Source organism: Pseudarthrobacter albicanus, from assembly GCF_018224015.1.
GTDB lineage: Bacteria > Actinomycetota > Actinomycetes > Actinomycetales > Micrococcaceae > Arthrobacter > Arthrobacter albicanus.
This window is the reverse complement of record NZ_JAGPOT010000093.1, coordinates 1-19770: the sequence shown is the minus strand read 5'-3', so window position 1 is coordinate 19770 and position 19770 is coordinate 1. Positions and strand designations below refer to the sequence as shown.

The following is a 19770-nucleotide window of genomic DNA, read 5'->3' as shown; positions in this document are numbered from 1 at the left end:
GACAGCGAAAGTGTCCCATCCGGGCGATGGTTTCGCTGCGAATGCTGGTTATATGGAGGTAACGATCTACAAGGAGGCCGAAAATGACCACAGCAGTTGCGGACCGCACACTAACCACCGTTGACCGGTGCGATCGTTGCGGAGCACAGGCATATGTCCGGGTTGTTCTTGGTGCCTCCGGAGGTGAGCTTCTTTTCTGCGGCCACCACGCACGCGCCGTAGAACCGACTCTCAGGCCCCTCAGCTCAGACTGGCACGACGAGACGGCCCGTCTTCAGGAGAAGGCGCCGGTACCCGTCGACTAGTTCTTTTACGCTTAGCAGGCCAGGGCCCCTCCGTTTCGGAGGGGCCCTGTTTTGTATGACGGCACCCCGCGGCGCCGCTATGCGCCAGCGCCCCGCAAATTACCGGGCGACACAGGGAATCCGCGCGGCGCGAAGGACCGGCGGGCCGGGAACGGCAAAGGCCTCCGCGGAAGTCATCCGGTGGAGGCCTTTGCTGCTGGCGGTCGGACTCTTAGTCCAGGTAGTCGCGCAGTACCTGTGACCGTGACGGGTGCCGCAGCTTGGACATCGTCTTGGATTCGATCTGGCGGATCCGCTCACGCGTGACGCCATAGACCTTGCCGATTTCGTCTAAGGTCTTCGGCTGTCCGTCGGTCAGGCCGAAGCGCATCGCCACGACACCGGCTTCACGTTCCGAAAGCGTATCCAGGACCGAGTGCAGCTGTTCCTGCAACAGGGTGAAGCTCACGGCATCCGCCGGAACCACGGCCTCGGAGTCCTCGATGAGGTCGCCGAATTCGGAGTCACCGTCCTCGCCCAGCGGCGTGTGCAGGGAGATCGGCTCGCGGCCGTACTTCTGGACCTCCACGACCTTCTCCGGCGTCATGTCCAGCTCGAGGGCCAGCTCCTCGGGGGTGGGTTCACGGCCGAGGTCCTGCAGCATCTGGCGCTGCACGCGCGCCAGCTTGTTGATGACTTCCACCATGTGCACCGGGATGCGGATGGTGCGGGCCTGGTCGGCCATGGCGCGGGTGATGGCCTGGCGGATCCACCAGGTGGCGTAGGTGGAGAACTTGAAGCCCTTGGTGTAGTCGAACTTTTCGACTGCACGGATCAGGCCCAGGTTTCCTTCCTGGATCAGGTCCAGGAACAGCATGCCTCGCCCGGTGTAGCGCTTGGCCAGGGAAACGACCAGACGGAGGTTGGCCTCGAGCAGGTGGTTCTTGGCACGCTTGCCGTCGTGGATGACGAATTCGAGTTCGCGCTTCAGCTTCGGATCCATGGTTCCGTCGTCGGCGTTGATCTTTTCCTCGGCAAAGAGGCCGGCCTCGATGCGCAGGGCCAGGTCCACTTCCTGTTCAGCGTTCAGCAGGGCGACCTTGCCGATCTGCTTCAGGTAGTCCTTGACCGGGTCCGCCGTGGCGCCGGCGGACATGACCTGCTGCACGGGGGCGTCGTCGTCGTCGGCATCGGAGTAGACAAAGCCGGAGCCGGTGGTGGCTGCGGCCTTGCCGGCGGTCTCTTCGCCGTCTTCTCCGAGTTCGGCGGCGCCGGGAGTCAGCTCATCGAGGTCCTCTTCGACCTCGTCGGCATCGTCGTCGGTACCGCCCCGGGCGGACCTGGTGGCGGCTTCTGCCGCTGCTTTGGCGCCGGGCTTGGGCCCGCGCTTCTTGGGCTCAGGCTTGCCGGCTGCCGATGCGGTATCGCCGCCCTCGGGACCAGTTGCGTCTTTGACAGCCTTGTTGGCTGCACGGGTGGCGGCGCGCTTGGCGTTCGTCGCCGCCTTCTTATCCTCGGGGGACAATACGGCCTGGTCGGCGGGTTCCTTCTTCGCGGAAGACGGGGTCACAGAAAACCTTTCTAGCGGCGGTCTGTGGAATCACCATACGGGCAACACCACTATGACCCTGTCAAGTCCGTGTTTCACATCAGGTGCAGTCACGGACAGCAGAGCCACATAGTAGAACTGCCGGGGCGACCGTATTGTTCCCTGTTTCCAGGGTTCGCTACGTGCACTTGATACACGGACCCAACCGGGTCTCGGCATTCATTGTCTCACGGTTTTCCGGAGCAGTGCCGTCCCCGGACCAATGCTCCGCGTTTTTCCGGCACCGGTCAGGCCGCGTCCGGCCCGAACTTCTGCCACGCGGCATCCCGCCTGGCCGCCCAGCCGCAGATGGTCCCCCGGCGGGCCAGTTCCGCGAGCAGTTCAGCCAGCCGGTACCCCGGGCGCACGTCTGCCGCCTGCTGGAACAAGGCGGCGGCGAAGGAGCCTTTGCCCCGGCACCATTCGATCCAGCCGCGTGCCGCGAGGCCGGCGGCCCTGGATTCATCGCCGCCGTCCCCGTCCAGGAGCACGAGGATCCGTTCCAGCCTTCCCATCAGCGCCCAATCCGGAACCGGCGGCGCAAGGCCGAGCAACACCTCGCCGTAACCCGGAACCCCGCGCACTTCACAGCCGGCACCGGCCGCACCTCCGGAAGGCGTCACGGAAGGGAATCCCGCCAGCGGCGGCAACGGCGCGGCCGGCCGCGGCGCAGCGGCGGGCGGTCCGGCGACGCCGTCGAACAGGCCGAATTCCTCTGCGCCGCGTTCGGCGGCCGCCGGTCCGGCCGCCGCCATCACCAGGACGGCGTCCCGCCAGGCCTGGACGGCCAGGGTGGCGCGCAGGTACGAGGCGAGCGCCGGGTCCAGCTCCACGGAACGATCCCGGCCCGGAAGGCCGCCCAGGACCCGCGTCCAGACCTCCAGCACCTGATGGAACTGCGTCCGGTCCTTCCTGCGGCCGGAGAATTCCTGCGCCCAGCCCTGCTCGGCCTCGAGCGCCGCCCGGTCCGCGCGTTGCGGGGAGCATCCGGCCCGGAGCGTGCCGGGAGCCGCGCCGACGCTGCTGCCCCGGAAGACCATCTCGGCGTTGAGCCGGCTGTTCCTGATCTCCTCGACCGGGCGCCCGGGAGGGGCGCAGCACGAGGGATCGGTGCAGTAGGCGTTCCGCCAGAACTGTGCCCCGATCAACCACGCATCCCGCACCGGCATTCCGGCGTCCGCGAGGGCAAGCTCAAGCTCCGCGAGCAGATCCGCACAGGCCCCGGCGCCCCGACCTCCGCCGCCGCCCTCCATTCGGGTGCCCGTGCCGGCATCCGTGTCCGTGTCCGTGTCCGTGTCCGTGTCCGTGAAGAAGGCCAGCAGGGTGCCGTCCGCCTTGTCGTCGGCTTCCAGGTAGGTCGCCACCGTGCGGGCGAAACCGGCGACGCGGGCGATTCCGCCCGGGGGGCCGGGCACGCCGGTTACGCCGGTTACGCCGGTTACGCCGGTTACGCCGTCGGAGCCGGGGCCGGGCAGATCGACCCGCAGGGTGGCGCCGAGCCGCTTGCCCTGCATGGTCATGGCCACGAGGCTGTTCCGGGGCCAGTAGCCCAGGGAGTGCGGGATGTAGCCGAGGATGTCCTCGGGCCCGGTGATTTTCAGGTGTTCGGGAGCTGTCATGGGACCAGCTTCGCCGCCGCCGTGCCCGCGCGGCAGACGCGCCTTGCGCTATGTGGACAACCGCTATGTGGACAACCGCGTCACGGCGTGCGGCGCCGCTCAGTGCGCCGCCGCTCGGCGCTGCGCCGCTCCGCGCTGAGCCGGCGCTTCCGTGCGAGCGTCGCCAGCAACGGCGGCACCACCACACCCCGCGCCGCCATCTGCCGGCGCACTTTCCGGCGGCTGCCGACGATGGCGCCGGCGCCGATTCCCAGCAGCACGAAATGCACGCTCAGCGCGATCCGGAACGGCTCCAGGGCATAGAGCCCGCCGTCCGAGAAGCCCGTGGCGTGCAGGATGTCGAGCACGAAGCCGATCAGGAAGATCGCCACGAGCGCGGCGATGAAGCCGCCCACGTTCACGATCCCCGTGGCCGTCCCGATCCGGTGGGCGGGGTTGAAGGTCCTCGCGAAGTCAAAGCCGATCATGGAGCCGGGGCCGCCAATGGCCAGCACCACCACGAGCCCGGCCAGCAGCCACAGCGGGGACCTGCCCGGCATGAGCAGCACCGCGGCCCAGGCCGCTGCGGTGGCGGCGGAGATCAGCAGCACCATGGTGGACCGGCGCAGGGGGTGCCGGGCGACAAAGGTGCCCATCAGGGGCCCGGCAGCAATGGCCGCGGCAACGTAGAGCGTCATCAGGGCCGAGACGGTGCCGGTATCGAGCCCCTGCGCGGAAATCAGGAAGGGATAGCCCCACGTCATCGCGAAGACCGTGCCGCTGAACTGGACGGTGAAATGGCTCCACAGCCCCAGTTGCGTTCCGGGCTGCCGCCAGGCATGGGACAGCAGGGCGCCGGTGGCGCGCAGCCCGGGCGACGGCTCGGGGGCCGGATGTCCCGGCGGCAGGTCCTGCAGCAGGACCAGCACCAGCACGACGGCGACGCCGGACATCGCTGCCAGTGTCAGGAAGGCGGGGGTCCAGCCGGCCGAGTGCAGGATCATCGCGAACGGCACCACGCTGAAGAGCTGTCCCAGCTGGCCCGACATGCCCGTCAGCTGGGTCAGCAGCGGCACGCGGGCCGGGGCGAACCAGAGCGGAATGAGCCGGATTACGGCGATGAAGGTCATGGCGTCGCCGGCTCCCACCAGCACCCGCCCCAGGACGCCTCCCGGGATGTTTTCGGCGAAGGCCAGCTGGAGCTGGCCGAGACCCATCAGCACGGCGCCGCCGGCAATCATGGCGCGGGAGCCGAAGCGGTCCACCAGCACCCCGACCGGTACCTGCAGCGCCGCATAGACCAGCAGCTGCAGCACCGTGAAGAAGGAGATTTCGGCCGCGCTGGCATGAAAGCGTGCGGTGGCTTCCAGACCCACGACACCGAAGGAGGTACGCTGGCTGACCGCGACGAGGTACGCGAAGATACCGATGATCCAGATCAGCCAGGCGCGGGGTGAAGTCACTCCCCCATTATGCCCCGCCGACTATAAATGAGACTTATTCGCGGGGCTCCTTGCTCGCAAGATATGCCTCCACGGCCGCACCGAGGGCATCCGCGTTGGGCAGCTCATCGTTCTCGTCGGCCAGCAGGGAACGCCGGACGGTGCCTTCGGCCTTCTCGTCATACCTGGCCTCCAGCCGCGACACGACCTGCTGGACGTCCTCGGAGGCCTCGATCTGCTCGGCGATCTGGCGGCCCACTTCCCGGCCGGCTTCCCGGAGACGGTCGGTGGGGAGCATGAGCGAGGTGGCCGCGCCGAGATATTCCAGCCCGGCAACGGCGGCCGTGGGGTACTCGGCCTCGGCGAGGTAGTGCGGGACATGGATCACATAGCCGGCAATATTGCGGCCGGCTCCCGTCAGCCGCAGCTCCAGGAGGTGGCCGACGGCGGCGGGCACCTCAACGGTGGGCTTCCAGGCCGAGATCCCCTCGATCAGCTCCGGGCGGTTGCCGTGGACGGTCACCCCCACCGGCCGGGTGTGCGGAACCGGCATGGGGATGGAATGGATCCAGGTGACGAGATTGACGTCGAGTTCCTCCACAATCCCGACGACGGCGCGGGCGAACCGCTCCCACTGCAGGTCAGGCTCGAATCCGGCGAGCAGCAGGAACGGGCTGCCCAGCCCGTCGATGAGCCGGTAGAGCGCGAGGCCCGGCGCCTGGTAGTCCTGCAGGTGGTCCTCGACGAAGCTCACCTGCGGACGCCGCGTCCGGTAGTCGATGAGCTGGTCGGCGTCGAATTCGGCAATCATCTCGGAATCGAGGGTGTCCAGCATTTCTGCGGTGATCTGCCGGACGACATGGCCGGCGTCGGCGAATCCGGTGAATCCCATGATGAGGTTCAGTCCGCGCAGCTCCGCGCTGTGGAACAGCGCATCATCACGCAGATAAAGCGATCCGGGGTCCAGCAAGGAGCCGGAAATCCGTTCAATCACGGCATGTTCCTTTCGCAGTAGCGGCGGTGGGGTGGGCGGGCGGACCCGGCGGGGGCACGTCGGGCCGGGCAAGGTGTTGCCGGCCATCGCGGATCCCGATACTTCATACAACACCCCGAAGTCCGGGGTAATTCCTGCCCCGGGATGTGCTCCAGCTCTCATTGGGTTGAATTCCGGCACGGCGGAGAGACTACGATCGGAGCTGGCCTCATGACGGCTTTGACGACACCAGGTTCCGTCTCAAACCGACGGGGCCGGGATCCAGGGCAGGGCGCCGAACCCGCAGTTCCTGCCGAAAAATCACAGAGAATTGAGGACTGTCCTCGTGGTCAAGAATACTGAAGTGAAACTGAGTGCAATGGCGGGCGACCCTAAGAAGTCCCCCGGTGACGCCCTCGTGATCGGGGTGGGGCAGGGCGTGGACGGTCCCGTGTTGCTGGCTAACCCGCTGACGGCCAAGGCGGCCGAGGCATTGTCGGAATCGCTGGGCGTTCTTGGCATCACCGGCGCAGCCGACCAGGCCCACCGGCTGCCGGGCCTGCCCGAAGCCGGGGCCACGGTCCTGGTCCTCGCCGGCGTCGGCAAGATCGCGGCGGGCCAGCCGCTGTCCGAGGAGTCGCTGCGCCGGGCCGCCGGCTCCGCCGTCCGTCAGCTGGCCGGCGTCAGCACGGTCGTCCTGGCATTTCCGACGGCGTCCCTGGCCGACGTCGCGGCCGTCGCCGAGGGCGCCGCGATGGGCGCCTATTCCTTCACCGAGTACCGCTCCTCCAAGGACGGGCTGAAGGATCCGGTGCAGAACGTCATCATCCGCACCGACTTCGCCGGGGACAAGGCCCTGTCGCCGGTCCTGGACCGTGCGGCGCTGGTCGGCAAGGCCGTGAACGCGACCCGCTCGCTGGTCAACCAGCCGCCCAGCCACCTCTACCCCGAGTCCTTCGCCGAGGCGGCCCGTGAACTGTCCAAGGGCCTGCCCGTCAAGGTCACCGTGTGGGACGAGAAGCGCCTTGAGAAGGACGGCTTCGGCGGCATCCTCGGCGTCGGCAAGGGTTCCACCCGGCAGCCGCGCCTGGTCAAGGTCGAATACGCCCCGGCCAGGGCCACGGCGAAGATCGCCCTCGTGGGCAAGGGCATCACCTTTGACACCGGCGGCATCTCCATCAAGCCTGCCCTGGGCATGGGCGACATGAAGAGCGACATGGCGGGCGCCGCCGTCGTCCTCAACACGGTCCTGGCCGTCGCAGGCCTCGGCCTGCCGGTCAAGGCGACCGCGTGGCTGTGCATCGCCGAAAACATGCCCTCGGGCGCCGCACAGCGTCCCGCCGACGTCCTGACCATGTTCGGCGGCAAGACGGTGGAGGTCCTGAACACCGATGCCGAGGGCCGCCTGGTCATGGCGGACGGCATCGCCGCGGCGAGCCAGGAATATCCGGACGCGATCATCGACGTCGCGACCCTGACCGGCGCCCAGCTGATCGCGCTCGGCGACCGCACCGCCGGCGTCATGGGCTCCGACGCCGTCACCGGCCCGCTCAAGGCCGCCGCGGACCGTGCCGGCGAGCTGGTCTGGCCGATGCCGCTGCCCGAAGAGCTGCGGGCCAGCCTGGACTCCCAGGTCGCGGACATCGCCAACATCGGCGAACGCCACGGCGGCATGATGACCGCGGCCGTGTTCCTGCGCGAATTCGTGGGCAAGGGCAAGGACGGCGAGCCGATCCCGTGGGCCCACATCGACATTGCCGGCCCGTCGTTCAACAACGGCAGCCCCTACGGCTACACCCACAAGCAGGGAACGGGCTGCACCGTGCGCACCCTGGTCGCGTATGTCGAGGACATCCTGGCCAAGGCCGTCTGAACGTCCCGCACGCTTTGTGGCCGGGGCGCTGATGCCCCGGCCACAAAGCCGCGTGACACTGGACACAAGCGCGCCCCAAATGCCATGGCAGGGTGGAGCATGTATTAGTGGTTCGCTAACGTGGACCGCGAAGTCCCAAAATTTGTCATAAATGAAAGGGAGCAAGGCCGCCGGCAGAGTCCGGCAGGTAAGCTCCAAGACCAGATGATGCGTACTCTCGCGTCATCGTTCACGCGAGGGAGCGTTTTAGTGGCCGATCAGGCAACTGCGCAAGAATTCGACATCCTGGTACTCGGCGGCGGCAGCGGCGGCTACGCAGCTGCCCTGCGCGCTGTCCAGCTTGGACTCACCGTCGGCCTCATCGAAAAGGCAAAGCTCGGCGGCACCTGCCTGCACAATGGCTGCATCCCCACCAAGGCGCTGCTGCACTCCGCGGAGCTGGCGGACCACGCCCGTGACGCGGCGAAGTACGGCGTCAATGTGACCCTGGACAGCATTGACATCAACGCCGTGAACGCCTACAAGGACGGCATCGTTGCCGGCAAGTTCAAGGGCCTGCAGGGTCTGATCAAGGGCAAGGGCATCACCGTTATCGAGGGCGAAGGCAAGCTGACTGCCCCGGACACCATCACCGTCAACGGCACGGCCTACAAGGGCAAGAACATCGTCCTGGCGACCGGTTCATACTCCCGCTCGCTGCCCGGCCTCGAAATCGGCGGCCGCGTCATCACGTCGGACGAGGCCCTGACCATGGACTACGTGCCCAAGAGTGTCATCGTCCTGGGCGGCGGCGTCATCGGCGTCGAATTTGCTTCCGTGTGGAAGTCCTTCGGCGTGGACGTCACCATCGTCGAGGGCCTGCCGTCCCTGGTACCCAACGAAGACGCCTCGATCATCAAGGTCCTGGAGCGCACCTTCAAGAAGCGCGGCATCAAGTTCAACACCGGCACCTTCTTCCAGGGCGTCGAGCAGAACAACGACGGCGTCAAGGTCACCCTGGTCGACGGCAAGACCTTCGAAGCAGACCTGCTGCTCGTCGCCGTGGGACGCGGACCGTCGACGGCGGGCCTCGGGTTCGAAGAAGCCGGCGTCACGGTTGACCGCGGCTTTGTGATCACCGACGAACGCCTCCACACCGGCGTCGGCAACGTTTACGCCGTCGGCGACATCGTTCCCGGTGTGCAGCTGGCACACCGCGGTTTCCAGCAGGGCATCTTCGTCGCAGAAGAAATCGCCGGCCTGAAGCCCGTGGTTGTTGACGACATCAACGTTCCCAAGGTCACCTTCTGCGATCCCGAGATTGCCTCGGTGGGTTACTCCGAGAAGGCCGCCAAGGAGAAGTTCGGCGAAGACAAGGTCGAAAGCACCGAATACAACCTGGCCGGAAACGGCAAGAGTGCCATTCTGGGCACCGGCGGCATCATCAAGTTCGTCCGCGAAAAGGACGGCCCCGTTGTTGGTGTCCACATGATCGGCACGCGCGTCGGCGAGCAGATCGGCGAGGCCCAGCTGATCGTCAACTGGGAAGCCTACCCGGAAGATGTTGCCGGGCTCATCCACGCGCACCCCACGCAGAACGAGGCACTCGGCGAGGCCGCAATGGCCCTCGCCGGACGCCCGCTGCACGGCTAGTCACCGGCCAGCAGCACCGCAAGACAACAGAGTCTGGTGCACCCGGCAGGATCTGCCGGGTGCACTAAGCTCGACCAAGGCAACAATCATCCGCACTAAAGATCAATAAGGAGAACGGGGACGATATGTCTGAATCCGTTAACTTGCCCGCCCTCGGTGAGAGTGTCACCGAAGGAACCGTCACCCGCTGGCTCAAGCAGGTAGGTGACCGGGTGGAGGTGGACGAGCCGCTGCTCGAGGTTTCCACCGACAAAGTAGACACCGAGATCCCCTCTCCGATCGCCGGCGTGATCGAGGAAATCCTCGTCGCCGAAGACGAGACCGCTGAAGTCGGCGCCCCGCTGGTCCGCATCGGCTCCGGTGCAGGCTCCCCCGAAGCGGCCGCCCCGGCCGCCGAGGCACCCGCCGCCGCGGCGCCGCAGGCTCCGGCCGCCGAGGCACCCGCCGAAAAGGCTCCGGCCGCTGAGGCACCCGCCGCCCCGGCTGCGGCGCAGGCCGCCCCGGCCGGTGAAGGACACGAGGTCACGCTTCCCGCCCTGGGCGAAAGCGTCACCGAAGGCACCGTCACGCGCTGGCTGAAGAGCGTCGGTGACACCGTCGAGGTCGACGAGCCGCTGCTCGAGGTTTCCACCGACAAGGTCGACACCGAGATCCCTTCCCCGTTCGCCGGTACCCTCCAGGAAATCCGCGTCAACGAGGATGAAACCGCGGAGGTCGGCGCCGTCCTCGCCGTCATCGGTTCCGGTGCTGCCGCCCCCGCAGCAGCCCCGGCCGCCCCCGCTCCCGCCGAGGCTCCGAAGCAGGCAGCACCGGCAGCACCCGCTCCGGCACCTGCACCTGCACCTGTTGAGGCTCCGAAGCAGGAAGCCCCCGCAGCCGCACCGGCAGCTCCGGCGCAGCAGGCGGCTCCGGCCGCACCCGCGGCCCCGCAGGCTGCCGCCGCGCCGGCAGAGTCCGGCTACGTCACCCCGCTGGTCCGCAAACTGGCCAACCGGCAGGGCGTCGACATCGCCTCCCTGACCGGCACCGGCGTCGGCGGCCGTATCCGCAAGCAGGACGTGCTGGCCGCGGCGGAGGCCAAGGCCGCGCCGGCTCCCGCTGCTCCGGCCACGCGCTCCGCGGCTCCGGCAGCTGCGTCAGCTTCAACTGCAGTGTCCTCGCTGCGCGGCACCGTGCAGAAGGCCCCGCGCATCCGCCAGGTCATCGCCCGCCGCATGCGCGAGTCGCTGGACGTTTCCGCCCAGCTGACCCAGGTGCACGAGGTCGACATGACGCGCATCGCCAAGCTGCGCACCGCCGCCAAGGATGGCTTCCTCGCCACCAACGGCGTCAAGCTGACCTATCTGCCGTTCGTCGCCAAGGCCGTGGCCGAGGCCCTGAAGCAGCACCCGAAGCTGAACGCCGAGTACAACGAGGAAGCCCAGGAGATCACCTACCACAACGCCGAGCACCTGGCGATTGCGGTGGACACGGAAAAGGGCCTCCTGGTTCCCGTCATCTCCAACGCCGGCGACCTGAACCTGGCCGGCCTGGCAGCCAAGATCGCCGATGTTGCCTCGCGCACCCGCCAGGGCAAGATCGGCCCGGACGAGCTGTCCGGCGGCACGTTCTCCATCACCAACATCGGTAGTGTGGGAGCGCTCTTCGACACCCCGGTCATCAACCAGCCGAACGTGGCCATCCTGGGCACCGGCGCGATCGTCAAGCGGCCCGTCGTGGTCACCGACGAGAACGGCGATGACTCGCTGGCCATCCGCTCGATGATGTACCTCTCCCTGACGTACGATCACCGGCTGGTTGACGGCGCCGACGCGGGACGCTTCCTGCTGACGCTGCGGGCACGCCTCGAAGAGGGCGCGTTCGAAGCCGACCTGGGTCTCTAGGCCTTAGGAACTCCACGCTTAAGATCACCGGCAGCGACGGCGGTGCGGGCACCTTTCCGAAAGGGAGGGTGCCCTTCGTCGTTTACTGACAGTTTGTCGGTAAGCTGAAACCATGGACATTCTCAAATACATTCTGGTCTTCCTGCACATCCTGGGCGCAGCCGCGATCGTCGGTGGCTGGTTCGCGACCTTCAAGAAGCCCACTGTCCTGCCGGTGCAGTTGTACGGCGCGATTGCGCAGCTTGTCACCGGCCTGGCCCTCGTAGGGATCGCCGGCGCCACCCATGATCCGCTGAACTACTACAAGATCGGCGTCAAACTGCTGATCGCCATCGTTGTCCTGGTGCCCGCTGTTATCGGGTACCGGAAGGCTGTGTCCGGAGCCGACGTCTCCACAGGCTTGGCGCACGCCGTCGGCGGTATGGCCCTGATCAACATCGCCGTCGCAACCCTCTGGCAGTAGGCCCGCCGATTTCCGACTGCCATGTCGCCAGGCACGATGCGCCGCGCGGGTGCACCGCCGTCGTGCTTCGTGCGGCACTGTTGCTCCGCTGCTGCAGGCCGCCGCCCTCAATTCACTGACAGCGGATAGTTGTGGACGGAGGCGGCCTTGTCCATAGGATGGTTCCGGAGGGATCGGGCGGAAGCCGGATCCTGGTCTGAATCTAATCTGAGGAGTGAACATGGCAGCAACACGCACCGCACACACTGTATGGAACGGCGACCTGATGACCGGCGCCGGCAACACCACGCTGGACAGCTCCGGGCTGGGCAACTTCGATGTCACCTGGAAGGCCCGTACCGAGGCCTCCGAGGGCAAGACCAGCCCGGAGGAACTCATCGCCGCGGCACACTCGGCCTGCTTCTCAATGGCCTTCAGCCTCGCTCTCGCGGAGGCGGGCCACGCTCCTGACGAGGTCAACACCAAGGCTGACGTCACCTTCGTGCCGGGCACCGGCATCACCGGCAGCCACCTCACCGTGAGCGCAAAGGTCCCCGGCATCTCGGAGGAGGATTTCCAGCGGATTGCAGGAGAAGCCAAGGTCGGGTGCCCCGTCTCGGGAGCACTGGCCAGCATCGACATCACGCTGGACGCCACCCTGGCCGCCTCCTAATACGTCCCGCGCGGTTCCTTGTCTGGGCAGGGCGCCGCGGACGTCGACGGCCCCCACTCCCCCTTTTCGGGGGAATGGGGGCCGTCACTGCTTAAGCCGCCTGTGCGGGGCCCTCCGGGCCTAGTTGCCGTGCCGCCGCGCCGGCAGCGCGGCCGGCCGCAGCCGGCGGTAGCCCTCCCGCAGCGGCGGACGGTCCGTGGGCAGTTCCTGGATCATTTCCTTCAGCGCGCCGATCCCGTATTCGAGCTGCGGGTCCGTGCCGGCGGCATAGGCGTGCGGCGGGAACGCCACCTCGATGTCGGGAACGACGCCGAAGTTCTCGACGCCCCAGCCCACCCCGCCGGCGAACCAGGTCGCGTAGCGGGGCTGCGTGACGCCGGTGCCGTCGGCGAGGGCAAAGCGGTTGTCGATCCCGACGACGCCGCCCCAGGTCCGCGTGCCGATGACCGGGCCGATCCCGCGCAGCTTGGAGACCTGGGTGATGATGTCGCCGTCGGATCCGGCAAACTCGTCGGTGAGGATGATGACCGGGCCGCGGGGTGCGGAGTGCGGGTAGGTCCGGGGTTTCTCCCCGCGCGGCATGCTCCAGCCGGTGACCTTGCGGCCGATGAGTTCCGCGACGAGCTGGGAGGTGTGGCCTCCCCGGTTGCGGCGGACGTCGACGATCAGGCCGTCCAGGGCCGTTTCGGTGTCGAGGTCGCGGTGCAGCTGTGCCCAGCCGTTGGCCATCATGTCGGGAATATGGAGGTAGCCGAAGGTGCCCTGCGAGGCTTCCCGCACGGTCCGGCGGTTGCCCGCAACCCATTCCTGGTACCGCAGCCGCTCCTCGTCCCGGACCGGGACGACGGCGACGCGGCGTTGCTTCCCGGCCTGTGCACCGTGCCCGGGGCCGTTGCGCAGCGTGAGTTCGACGGCGCGGCCGGCCGCGCCGACCAGCTGCACGGCCGGGGTGCGGGATTCCGTCAGCTCCACGCCGTCGATCGCCAGCAGCACGTCTCCGGGCTTGGCGTCCGCGCCCGGGCGGGTCAGCGGGGAGGTGGCGAGCGGGTCCGAGGACTCCCCCGCCAGGATCCGGGTGATTTCCCAGCCCCCGCCGGCGAAGGCAAGGTCCGCGCCGAGGCGGCCCTGGCCGTTGCTGCCGTTTTCGGTGACGGCTGCGGGGCGGACGTAGGCGTGGGAGGTGCCGAGCTCTCCGTGCAGTTCCCAGAGCAGGTCCACGAGGTCGTCATGCGAACCGAGCCGGTCCACGATCGGCCGGTAGCGGGCGTGGACCGAGTCCCAGTCCTGGCCGGCCATGTCCTCGGTCCAGAAAAAGTCGCGCTGCAACCGCCAGGCCTCGTCGAATGCCTGGCCCCACACGCTCAGGGGGTCCAGCTGGACGCGGATGCGGTTCAGGTCCACCGTGACCAGCTGGCCTGACTCCTCGTCCGCTTTGGCGCCGGCGGGCGCGACGCGGATCTGCTTGTCCTGGACGAACACGACCGTCCCGCCGTCGCCGGAGAGACGGTAGCGCTCCAGCGCCTCCACGATCGTGCTCGTCCGGCGCTTGGCGATGTCGAAACGGACCAGGCTGGGCGCGGCGTTCTCCTCGTCCAGGCTGGCGCGGCCTTCACCGGTCACGCCGGCGAGTTCGCTGTCGAGCCAGAACAACGCGCCGGACGTGGCCGCGAGCGAGGAGTAATTACCCTGCCGGACGGGGACGCTGATGACACGGTGGGCCAGGCCCTCCGCATCGACCCGGACGGCGGGAACACGGTCCGCGGCAGAGCCGGTGCCGGCGTCGCCGGTGCCGGTGCCGGCGCCGGTGCCGGCGTCGCCGGCGTCTTCCGGCAGCGCGACCGTCGGGCCGAACGGGGACGGCGTCTCGGCAGCGAGGGCGACGAGGTAGGGCTTGATCGGGCTCGGGAAGGACAGGTCGAAGGAGTGTCCGTCGTAGACCGGATCGAAGCTGCGGTTGGACAGGAAGGCGAGGTATTTGCCGTCCGGAGTGAACGCGGGCGATTCGTCCCGGAACCGGCCGTCTGTGACATCGATGATGGTGCGCTTCCGGCCGTCGTTCCTGCCTGCGTCGGCGCCGTCTTTGCCGGTATCTGCCGTGTCGCCGTCGTCGACCTTCGTGATCCGCAGCCGGCTGCGGGAGCCGAAGGAGGTGACCGGCTCGGACCAGCCCAGCCAGGCCGAATCGGGGGACCAGCTGAAGCCCTCGATGGTGCCCTCGCCGATGCTGCTCAGCAACGACAGGGTGCCGGTGCGGGTGTCGGCGAGGTAGATGTCGCCGAAGGAGGTCCCGACGGCGAGCCAGTGGCCGTCCGGGCTCGCCTCGATGGCGCTGGCCCGGGTCGGCTTCGGGAAGTCGATCCGGGTGGGCTGCGGGACCGCCTGTACGTCCTGCGCGGAGGCTGCGGCGGCTGCCGGGGTGTTGTTATCGCTGCCTTGGCTGGCGGCGTCGTCGCGGTCCGGGCCCGCAACTTCGGCGGAGAGCGTCAAGGGAGCGGCGGCGCCGGTCAGGGCAGCGGCCGACACCGGCCGGGGCAGGGACGCGTCGGCGTCGGATTCCTGCCGCGGCTGCCCGGACGCTGCCGGTGATGCCGGCGCTGCACTGTGCCCGCCGGGCTGGTGGCCGCCCGCGGGCGGAGCGGCAATGGCCTTGAGGTAGAGGGCTTCGACGCCCTCGTGGTCGGCGACGTAGGCGATCCGGCCTTCGCCGAAGGGGCGTGGCAGGCGGGCGCGGACCCCGGGCGTGGTTTCAAGGACGCGGGACGGGCCGTCTTTGTGCCGCAGCCAATGCAGCGTGCCGTGGGCTTCGACGGCGCTGGCGCCGCCGGTCCGGTCCGGGATGACGTCGCCCAGGTGCCGGGATGGTTTGAGCGGCGTGGCGCGGCGGGCCTGGGATGCGGAGCCGAGGGTGATCTCGAGTTTGACGGCGTCGGAGCCGAGGTCCGGCAGGACCCAGAGTTCTCCGGCCGATTCGAACACGACGCGCGCTCCGTCGGTGGCCGCGTGTCGGACGTAGAAGTCCTCGTGGTCCGTGTGGCGCCGGAGGTCGGTGCCGTTGGGCAGCACGGAGTAGAGGTTGCCGTAGCCCTCGTGGTCGGAGAGGAAGGCGATCCGGCCGTCGACCCACATGGGATCCGTGAGGTTGCCGTCAAGTTCGGGGGCGAGCCGCTCGAATTCGCCGTTGCCGTCGGCGTCAATCCACAGCTTGCCGGCGGCGCCGCCGCGGTAGCGCTTCCACCAGGCGGGCTCGCGCGAGAGGACGCTGCCGAGCACCACGGGGCGTTCGTCGCCGACAACGGGGCCGTAGGCCACGGACTCCACCGGGCCGAACGGGAGTTCCTCCGCCCAGCCGCCGGTGACGGGCAGGCTGTAGGCGCGGGTGTGGCGGCTGTCCGGCTGGCGGAACGCGCTCGTCACCAGGACATCACCGCCGGGGGTGAAGCCCTTGACCCGGGTGGAGCTGTGGCCGAAGTAGCTCAGCTGGCGGTACCCGCCGCCGTCGACGTCCGCGGTGACGACTTCGGGCGCCGTCCCCTGCACCACTGTCCATACGAGGCGCTGTCCGTCCGGGCTGAAGCGGGGGTTGCGGGCGGGCAGCTGCAGCGAGGAGACGCGCCAGGCCCGGCCTCCGGCCAGGGGCGCAATCCAGACGTCGTCCTCGGCCACGAAGGTGACCAGATCGCCTTGCAGGTGCGGGAAACGGAAGTAACTCGAAGAGGTCATCAGTCGATCATAGTCAACGCCGCCCTGGCCGCCCGGGAGGTTTCCCGGCCGTGCCGGGCATGGTGAGATGGATCATGCGAATCATCATGGCCGGCGCCTCAGGCCTCATTGGAACCGATATGGCGGCCCGTCTGCGTTCTGAGGGCCATGACGTCATCAGGCTGGTCAGGCGCCCGCCCGCAGGGCCTTCGGAGTTCCGGTGGGACCCCGCCGAGGGGCGGCTCGATCCCGGCTGCCTGGAGGGGGCCGACGCCGTCATCAACCTCTCGGGGGCGGGGATCGGCGACAGGCCGTGGACGCGCGGCCGGATCAATGAGGTGTTCCGCTCGAGGCTGGGACCCACGCGCACCCTGGCGGCGGCAATGAAGCGGCTGGACGCGCCTCCCCGGACGTTCATCAGCCAGTCGGGTTCCGGGTACTACGGGGACCGCGGATCTGCCGTCCTTCGCGAGAATGCGCCGAACGGCTCCGGCATCATGGCGCGGATCTGCCTTGAGTGGGAAGCCGCTGCCCATGAGGCGCCCGCCGGCGTCCGCGTGGTGACACCGCGGACGGCGGTGGTGCTGAGCCGCACCGGTGGTGCCCTGGGGAAGCTCCTGCCGTTGCTCCGGCTTGGCATTGGAGGGCCGTTCGGCAACGGCCGGCAGTACTGGCCCTGGATCACCCTCCCGGATGTGTCGTCGGCCTTCGGTTTCCTGCTCTCGGCCCCGCTGTCCGGACCGGTCAACCTCTGCGCACCGGAAAGCGCGGACGTGAACTCCCTGATCGCCCAGCTGGCAGGGGCCCTGCACCGGCCGGCGCTGCTGCGCGTCCCCGCCCCGGTCCTGCGCCTGGTGATGGGCAAGCTCGCCGAGGAACTGCTGCTCGCGAGCCAGCGGATGGAACCGGCGGCACTGGGCGAAGCCGGCTTTGAATGGCAGCACCCGTCCCTTGCGCAGGCGGCAGCGTGGGTGGCCGGCCGGGACTCCTGAGCGAGGACTCCCGTCAACGGGCCGGGGAGTCGTCGGGAAGTATTTGCTGGATCCGCCAGGCGCCGTCGACCGGCACCAGCACCAGCAGCATCCGCTGTTCACCGCCGGCGGCAGCTTCAGCCACCACCGCCCCGGCGGCGTCCCGTTCCTGGTAGGGAGAGGACGCCGCGCTGATGGCCACCACGGCCCGCGCCGGGCTGCTCTCCGGGAGGGCCTCCACCTGCGTCAGGACTGTTGAGAAGCCGGCGAGGACATGGCCGGACCCGGAAAGTCGGGAGCTGATCCCTGCATCCGCCATGGCCGCGGACGACGCCGGGACATTGACCTGCTCCAGCAGGCCGAAGTCCCCGGAGCCCAGCGCCAAGGCACGGAGCCGGGCCAGACCGCGGACCGCTTCTTCGGGGTCCGGGGAATCAAGCAGGGCGCGCAGCTCAGGACCCACCGCGGCCGCCTCAGGTGCCGGCGCCCCGTCCGACGGCGGCCCCGCCGCGGTACCGTCGGCCGCAGCACCGCCCGCGGTCGGCCCCGCCGCGGTACTGCTTCCTCCCGCGGCACTGCCCCCAGCCGGCGCGGCCGGGCCGAAGACCGGAAGCAACGACGGGAGGCGGCCTCCGGCGAACAACCAGGCCGCCGCCAGGACGCCGCCGGCGGCCAGCAGCAGGGACAGGCCCACCCAAACCGTCCGGAGACCCCGACGACGGGCGGGCACCCGCCGGGCTGGGCCGACGGTGCTCCCGCCAGCGCTCCCGCCGGAGTGGCGCGCGGCCGGACGCGCACCGTCGCGGCGAGCTGCGGAGTCACCGGGTGCCGGCGTCCGGCCCGGGACCGCGCGCCGGGCTGTGAACGGGTGCAGCCAGCGCCGGAGCGCCTCGGCCCTGCGCTGCCGGGGGCTGCGGGGCAGGGCCCGGCTGGTCAGCAGTTGCGGGAGGACCGTGGGGTGGACGGAAACCGAGAGGTCCACGGGCGCCGCCGGGGCGCTGCGGTAGATCGCGGCGGCCAGTTCCGCAGCCGCAGGCCGCTGCCTGCGGTCCTCATTCAATCCGGCTTCCAGGGCGGCGACCAGTGCGCCGGGCACTCCCGGCACGAGAAGGGTCAGCGGCGGCCGGTACGCATCGGGCCCGGGAGGCCGGCCGGTGAGGCAGTACCAGCCCAGGGCCGCCAGCGAGTAGACATCGCGCTCCGGCGCCAACCCGGCGCGGACAGCGTCCACGGGAGCAGGATCCCGGAAGCCTTCGGTCCCTGCGTCGGCCGTCCGGCCCGGGTCGGCCACCATTCTCGCCACGCCAAGGTCGGCCAACAGGGGTTTGCCGTGGGCGGTGAACAGCACGTTCCCCGGCGACACGTCGCCGTGGGTGAACCCGTGGCCATGAAGGTAGGCCAGTGCCTGGGCGACGGGAGTCAGCACTGTCACCGTCTCCCCTGCGCCCAGGCTGCCCCTGCCTGCCATCAGGTCCGCCAGCGATCCCCCGGGCGCATAATCCAGCACCAGCCCGAGTCCCCCCTCGCCGCCGCCGCGCAGGCGAACCACCGCGTGGGCCTTGACCAGGTGGTCGTGGTCCAGGGCGGACAGGATCCGGATTTCACGCCGCATTCCCTCCTCCCTGTCCAGCTCGCCCGGCGCAGGGTCCGCGCCGGGCGCGAAGCACTTCACGGCGAAGTCCCGGCCGCTTGATTGCGCGGTCGCCAGCCAGACCGTGGCGTTGCCGCCCTGCCCCAGGCGGCGCCCGACGTCGTAGCCCGGAATCTCGGGCGCCACAGCGGCTGCCTGCTCGGAATTTTCCATGTCCAAGGAATAGTCGATCCTGCGGAATCCTGCAGAAGTTATCCACAGGACGTCCGTCACTGCCCGGTGAGAGCTTCGGCACACAACCGGGAACAGCCGCAGGCGGGGACTAAGCTTGATGCCATGACTCTTGAGTTCACCCGGCTGGGTCTTGCCCCGGAATTTGTTGACTACACGCGCGGCTGGGAGATCCAGCGCGAACTTCACGAGAAAGTCCTCGCCGGAACGGCGCCCAGCACGGTCCTGCTGCTCGAGCATGCGGCCGTCTACACGGCCGGTAAACGCACGGAAGACCACGAACGTCCGTTTGACGGAACCCCCGTGGTCGCCGTGGACCGCGGCGGCAAACTCACCTGGCACGGCCCGGGGCAGCTGGTGGGCTACCCCATCATCAAGCTGCGGAACACGGCCGGGATCCGCGACTACGTGGAGCGCCTCGAGGCCGTCATCATCGCCGTACTGGCTGACTACGGGATCACCGGCGTCCGCATCAAGGGACGCGCCGGAGTCTGGATCGACGAGGACGACAAGGGCCCGGCGCGCAAGATCGCCGCCATCGGCATCCGCGTCCACGAAGGCACCACGATGCACGGCTTCGCCATCAACTGCAACAACGATCTGGCCCCGTACGCCCAGATCATTGCCTGCGGCATCACCGACGCCGGGGTCACCACCATCGCCCGGGAGCTCGGCAGGGACGTCACCCCCGCCGACCTCGTGGAGCGGATCACCGAAGAACTGCGTAACAATGAAGAAGCCCTAGTTGCGACCCACGAAGGAGTTTTACTGTGACACTGGCACCAGAAGGCCGGAAGATGCTGCGCATTGAGCAGCGGAATGCGGCCACACCGGTGGAACGTAAGCCCGAGTGGATCAAGGCCAAGGTCCAGATGGGCCCGGAGTTCGTG

14 protein-coding genes and 1 pseudogene are annotated in these 19770 nt (G+C 68.8%); 9 read left to right on the top strand and 6 right to left on the bottom strand.

Going from position 1 to position 19770, the window contains the following annotated elements:
* Window positions 1-83 precede the first annotated feature (83 nt).
* Window positions 84-305 (top strand): DUF7455 domain-containing protein, encoded by a 222-nt coding sequence (locus J9611_RS22060; RefSeq protein WP_136323239.1) that lies wholly within the window; start codon window positions 84-86, stop codon window positions 303-305.
* Between the two features lie 211 nt (window positions 306-516).
* Here J9611_RS22060 and J9611_RS17515 read toward each other — a convergent pair whose 3' ends face one another.
* The 4 genes from J9611_RS17515 to J9611_RS17500 form a co-directional block, all read right to left on the bottom strand.
* Window positions 517-1854, bottom strand: coding sequence for an RNA polymerase sigma factor (locus tag J9611_RS17515; protein ID WP_211882036.1), 1338 nt, complete (start codon window positions 1852-1854; stop codon window positions 517-519).
* A gap of 266 nt (window positions 1855-2120) precedes the next feature.
* Window positions 2121-3491, bottom strand: a complete 1371-nt coding sequence (locus J9611_RS17510) for a DUF4192 family protein (protein WP_211882034.1) — start codon at window positions 3489-3491, stop codon at window positions 2121-2123.
* Window positions 3492-3571: 80 nt separating this feature from the next.
* The gene (locus tag J9611_RS17505; protein ID WP_211882032.1) at window positions 3572-4933 is read right to left on the bottom strand and encodes an MFS transporter; all 1362 of its coding nucleotides are present in this window, start codon (window positions 4931-4933) and stop codon (window positions 3572-3574) included.
* 34 nt (window positions 4934-4967) lie between these two features.
* Window positions 4968-5906, bottom strand: a complete 939-nt coding sequence (locus J9611_RS17500) for a proteasome assembly chaperone family protein (RefSeq protein ID WP_211882030.1) — start codon at window positions 5904-5906, stop codon at window positions 4968-4970.
* Window positions 5907-6264: 358 nt separating this feature from the next.
* On the opposite strand from J9611_RS17500, the gene J9611_RS17495 reads away from it, so the two are divergent.
* The 5 genes from J9611_RS17495 (at window position 6265) to J9611_RS17475 (ending at window position 12388) form a co-directional block, all read left to right on the top strand.
* A complete protein-coding gene (locus tag J9611_RS17495) occupies window positions 6265-7758 on the top strand; it encodes a leucyl aminopeptidase (protein WP_246527987.1) in 1494 nt (497 codons plus the stop codon).
* Window positions 7759-8007: 249 nt separating this feature from the next.
* The gene (gene lpdA, locus J9611_RS17490; protein ID WP_211882026.1) at window positions 8008-9390 is read left to right on the top strand and encodes a dihydrolipoyl dehydrogenase; all 1383 of its coding nucleotides are present in this window, start codon (window positions 8008-8010) and stop codon (window positions 9388-9390) included.
* 125 nt (window positions 9391-9515) lie between these two features.
* The gene (sucB, locus tag J9611_RS17485; protein WP_211882024.1) at window positions 9516-11273 is read left to right on the top strand and encodes a 2-oxoglutarate dehydrogenase, E2 component, dihydrolipoamide succinyltransferase; all 1758 of its coding nucleotides are present in this window, start codon (window positions 9516-9518) and stop codon (window positions 11271-11273) included.
* Window positions 11274-11385: 112 nt separating this feature from the next.
* On the top strand, window positions 11386-11736 hold the full coding sequence (locus J9611_RS17480; protein WP_211882022.1) for a hypothetical protein: 351 nt from the start codon (window positions 11386-11388) through the stop codon (window positions 11734-11736).
* Window positions 11737-11956: 220 nt separating this feature from the next.
* Window positions 11957-12388, top strand: coding sequence for an OsmC family protein (locus J9611_RS17475; RefSeq protein ID WP_211882020.1), 432 nt, complete (start codon window positions 11957-11959; stop codon window positions 12386-12388).
* Window positions 12389-12508: 120 nt separating this feature from the next.
* On the opposite strand, the gene J9611_RS17470 is transcribed toward J9611_RS17475, so the two are convergent.
* Complete coding sequence (locus tag J9611_RS17470) at window positions 12509-16108, bottom strand: S41 family peptidase (protein WP_211882018.1); 3600 nt, start codon at window positions 16106-16108, stop codon at window positions 12509-12511.
* Between the two features lie 74 nt (window positions 16109-16182).
* Here J9611_RS17470 and J9611_RS17465 point away from each other — a divergent pair, with 74 nt between their 5' ends.
* Window positions 16183-17079, top strand: a complete 897-nt coding sequence (locus J9611_RS17465; protein WP_211882016.1) for a TIGR01777 family oxidoreductase — start codon at window positions 16183-16185, stop codon at window positions 17077-17079.
* Between the two features lie 13 nt (window positions 17080-17092).
* Here the strand turns inward: J9611_RS17465 and J9611_RS17460 are convergent, their stop codons facing one another.
* Window positions 17093-18862: a protein kinase domain-containing protein gene (locus tag J9611_RS17460; RefSeq protein WP_211882014.1), complete on the bottom strand. Its 1770-nt coding sequence runs from the start codon at window positions 18860-18862 to the stop codon at window positions 17093-17095.
* Between the two features lie 66 nt (window positions 18863-18928).
* Between J9611_RS17460 and lipB the strand changes: the two genes are divergently transcribed.
* Both lipB and J9611_RS22055 read left to right on the top strand, forming a co-directional pair.
* Window positions 18929-19654: a lipoyl(octanoyl) transferase LipB gene (gene lipB, locus J9611_RS17455; RefSeq protein ID WP_372447812.1), complete on the top strand. Its 726-nt coding sequence runs from the start codon at window positions 18929-18931 to the stop codon at window positions 19652-19654.
* Window positions 19651-19770: pseudogene (locus J9611_RS22055) on the top strand (lipoyl synthase); the annotation flags it as partial. The gene lipB and the pseudogene J9611_RS22055, both read left to right, overlap by 4 nt.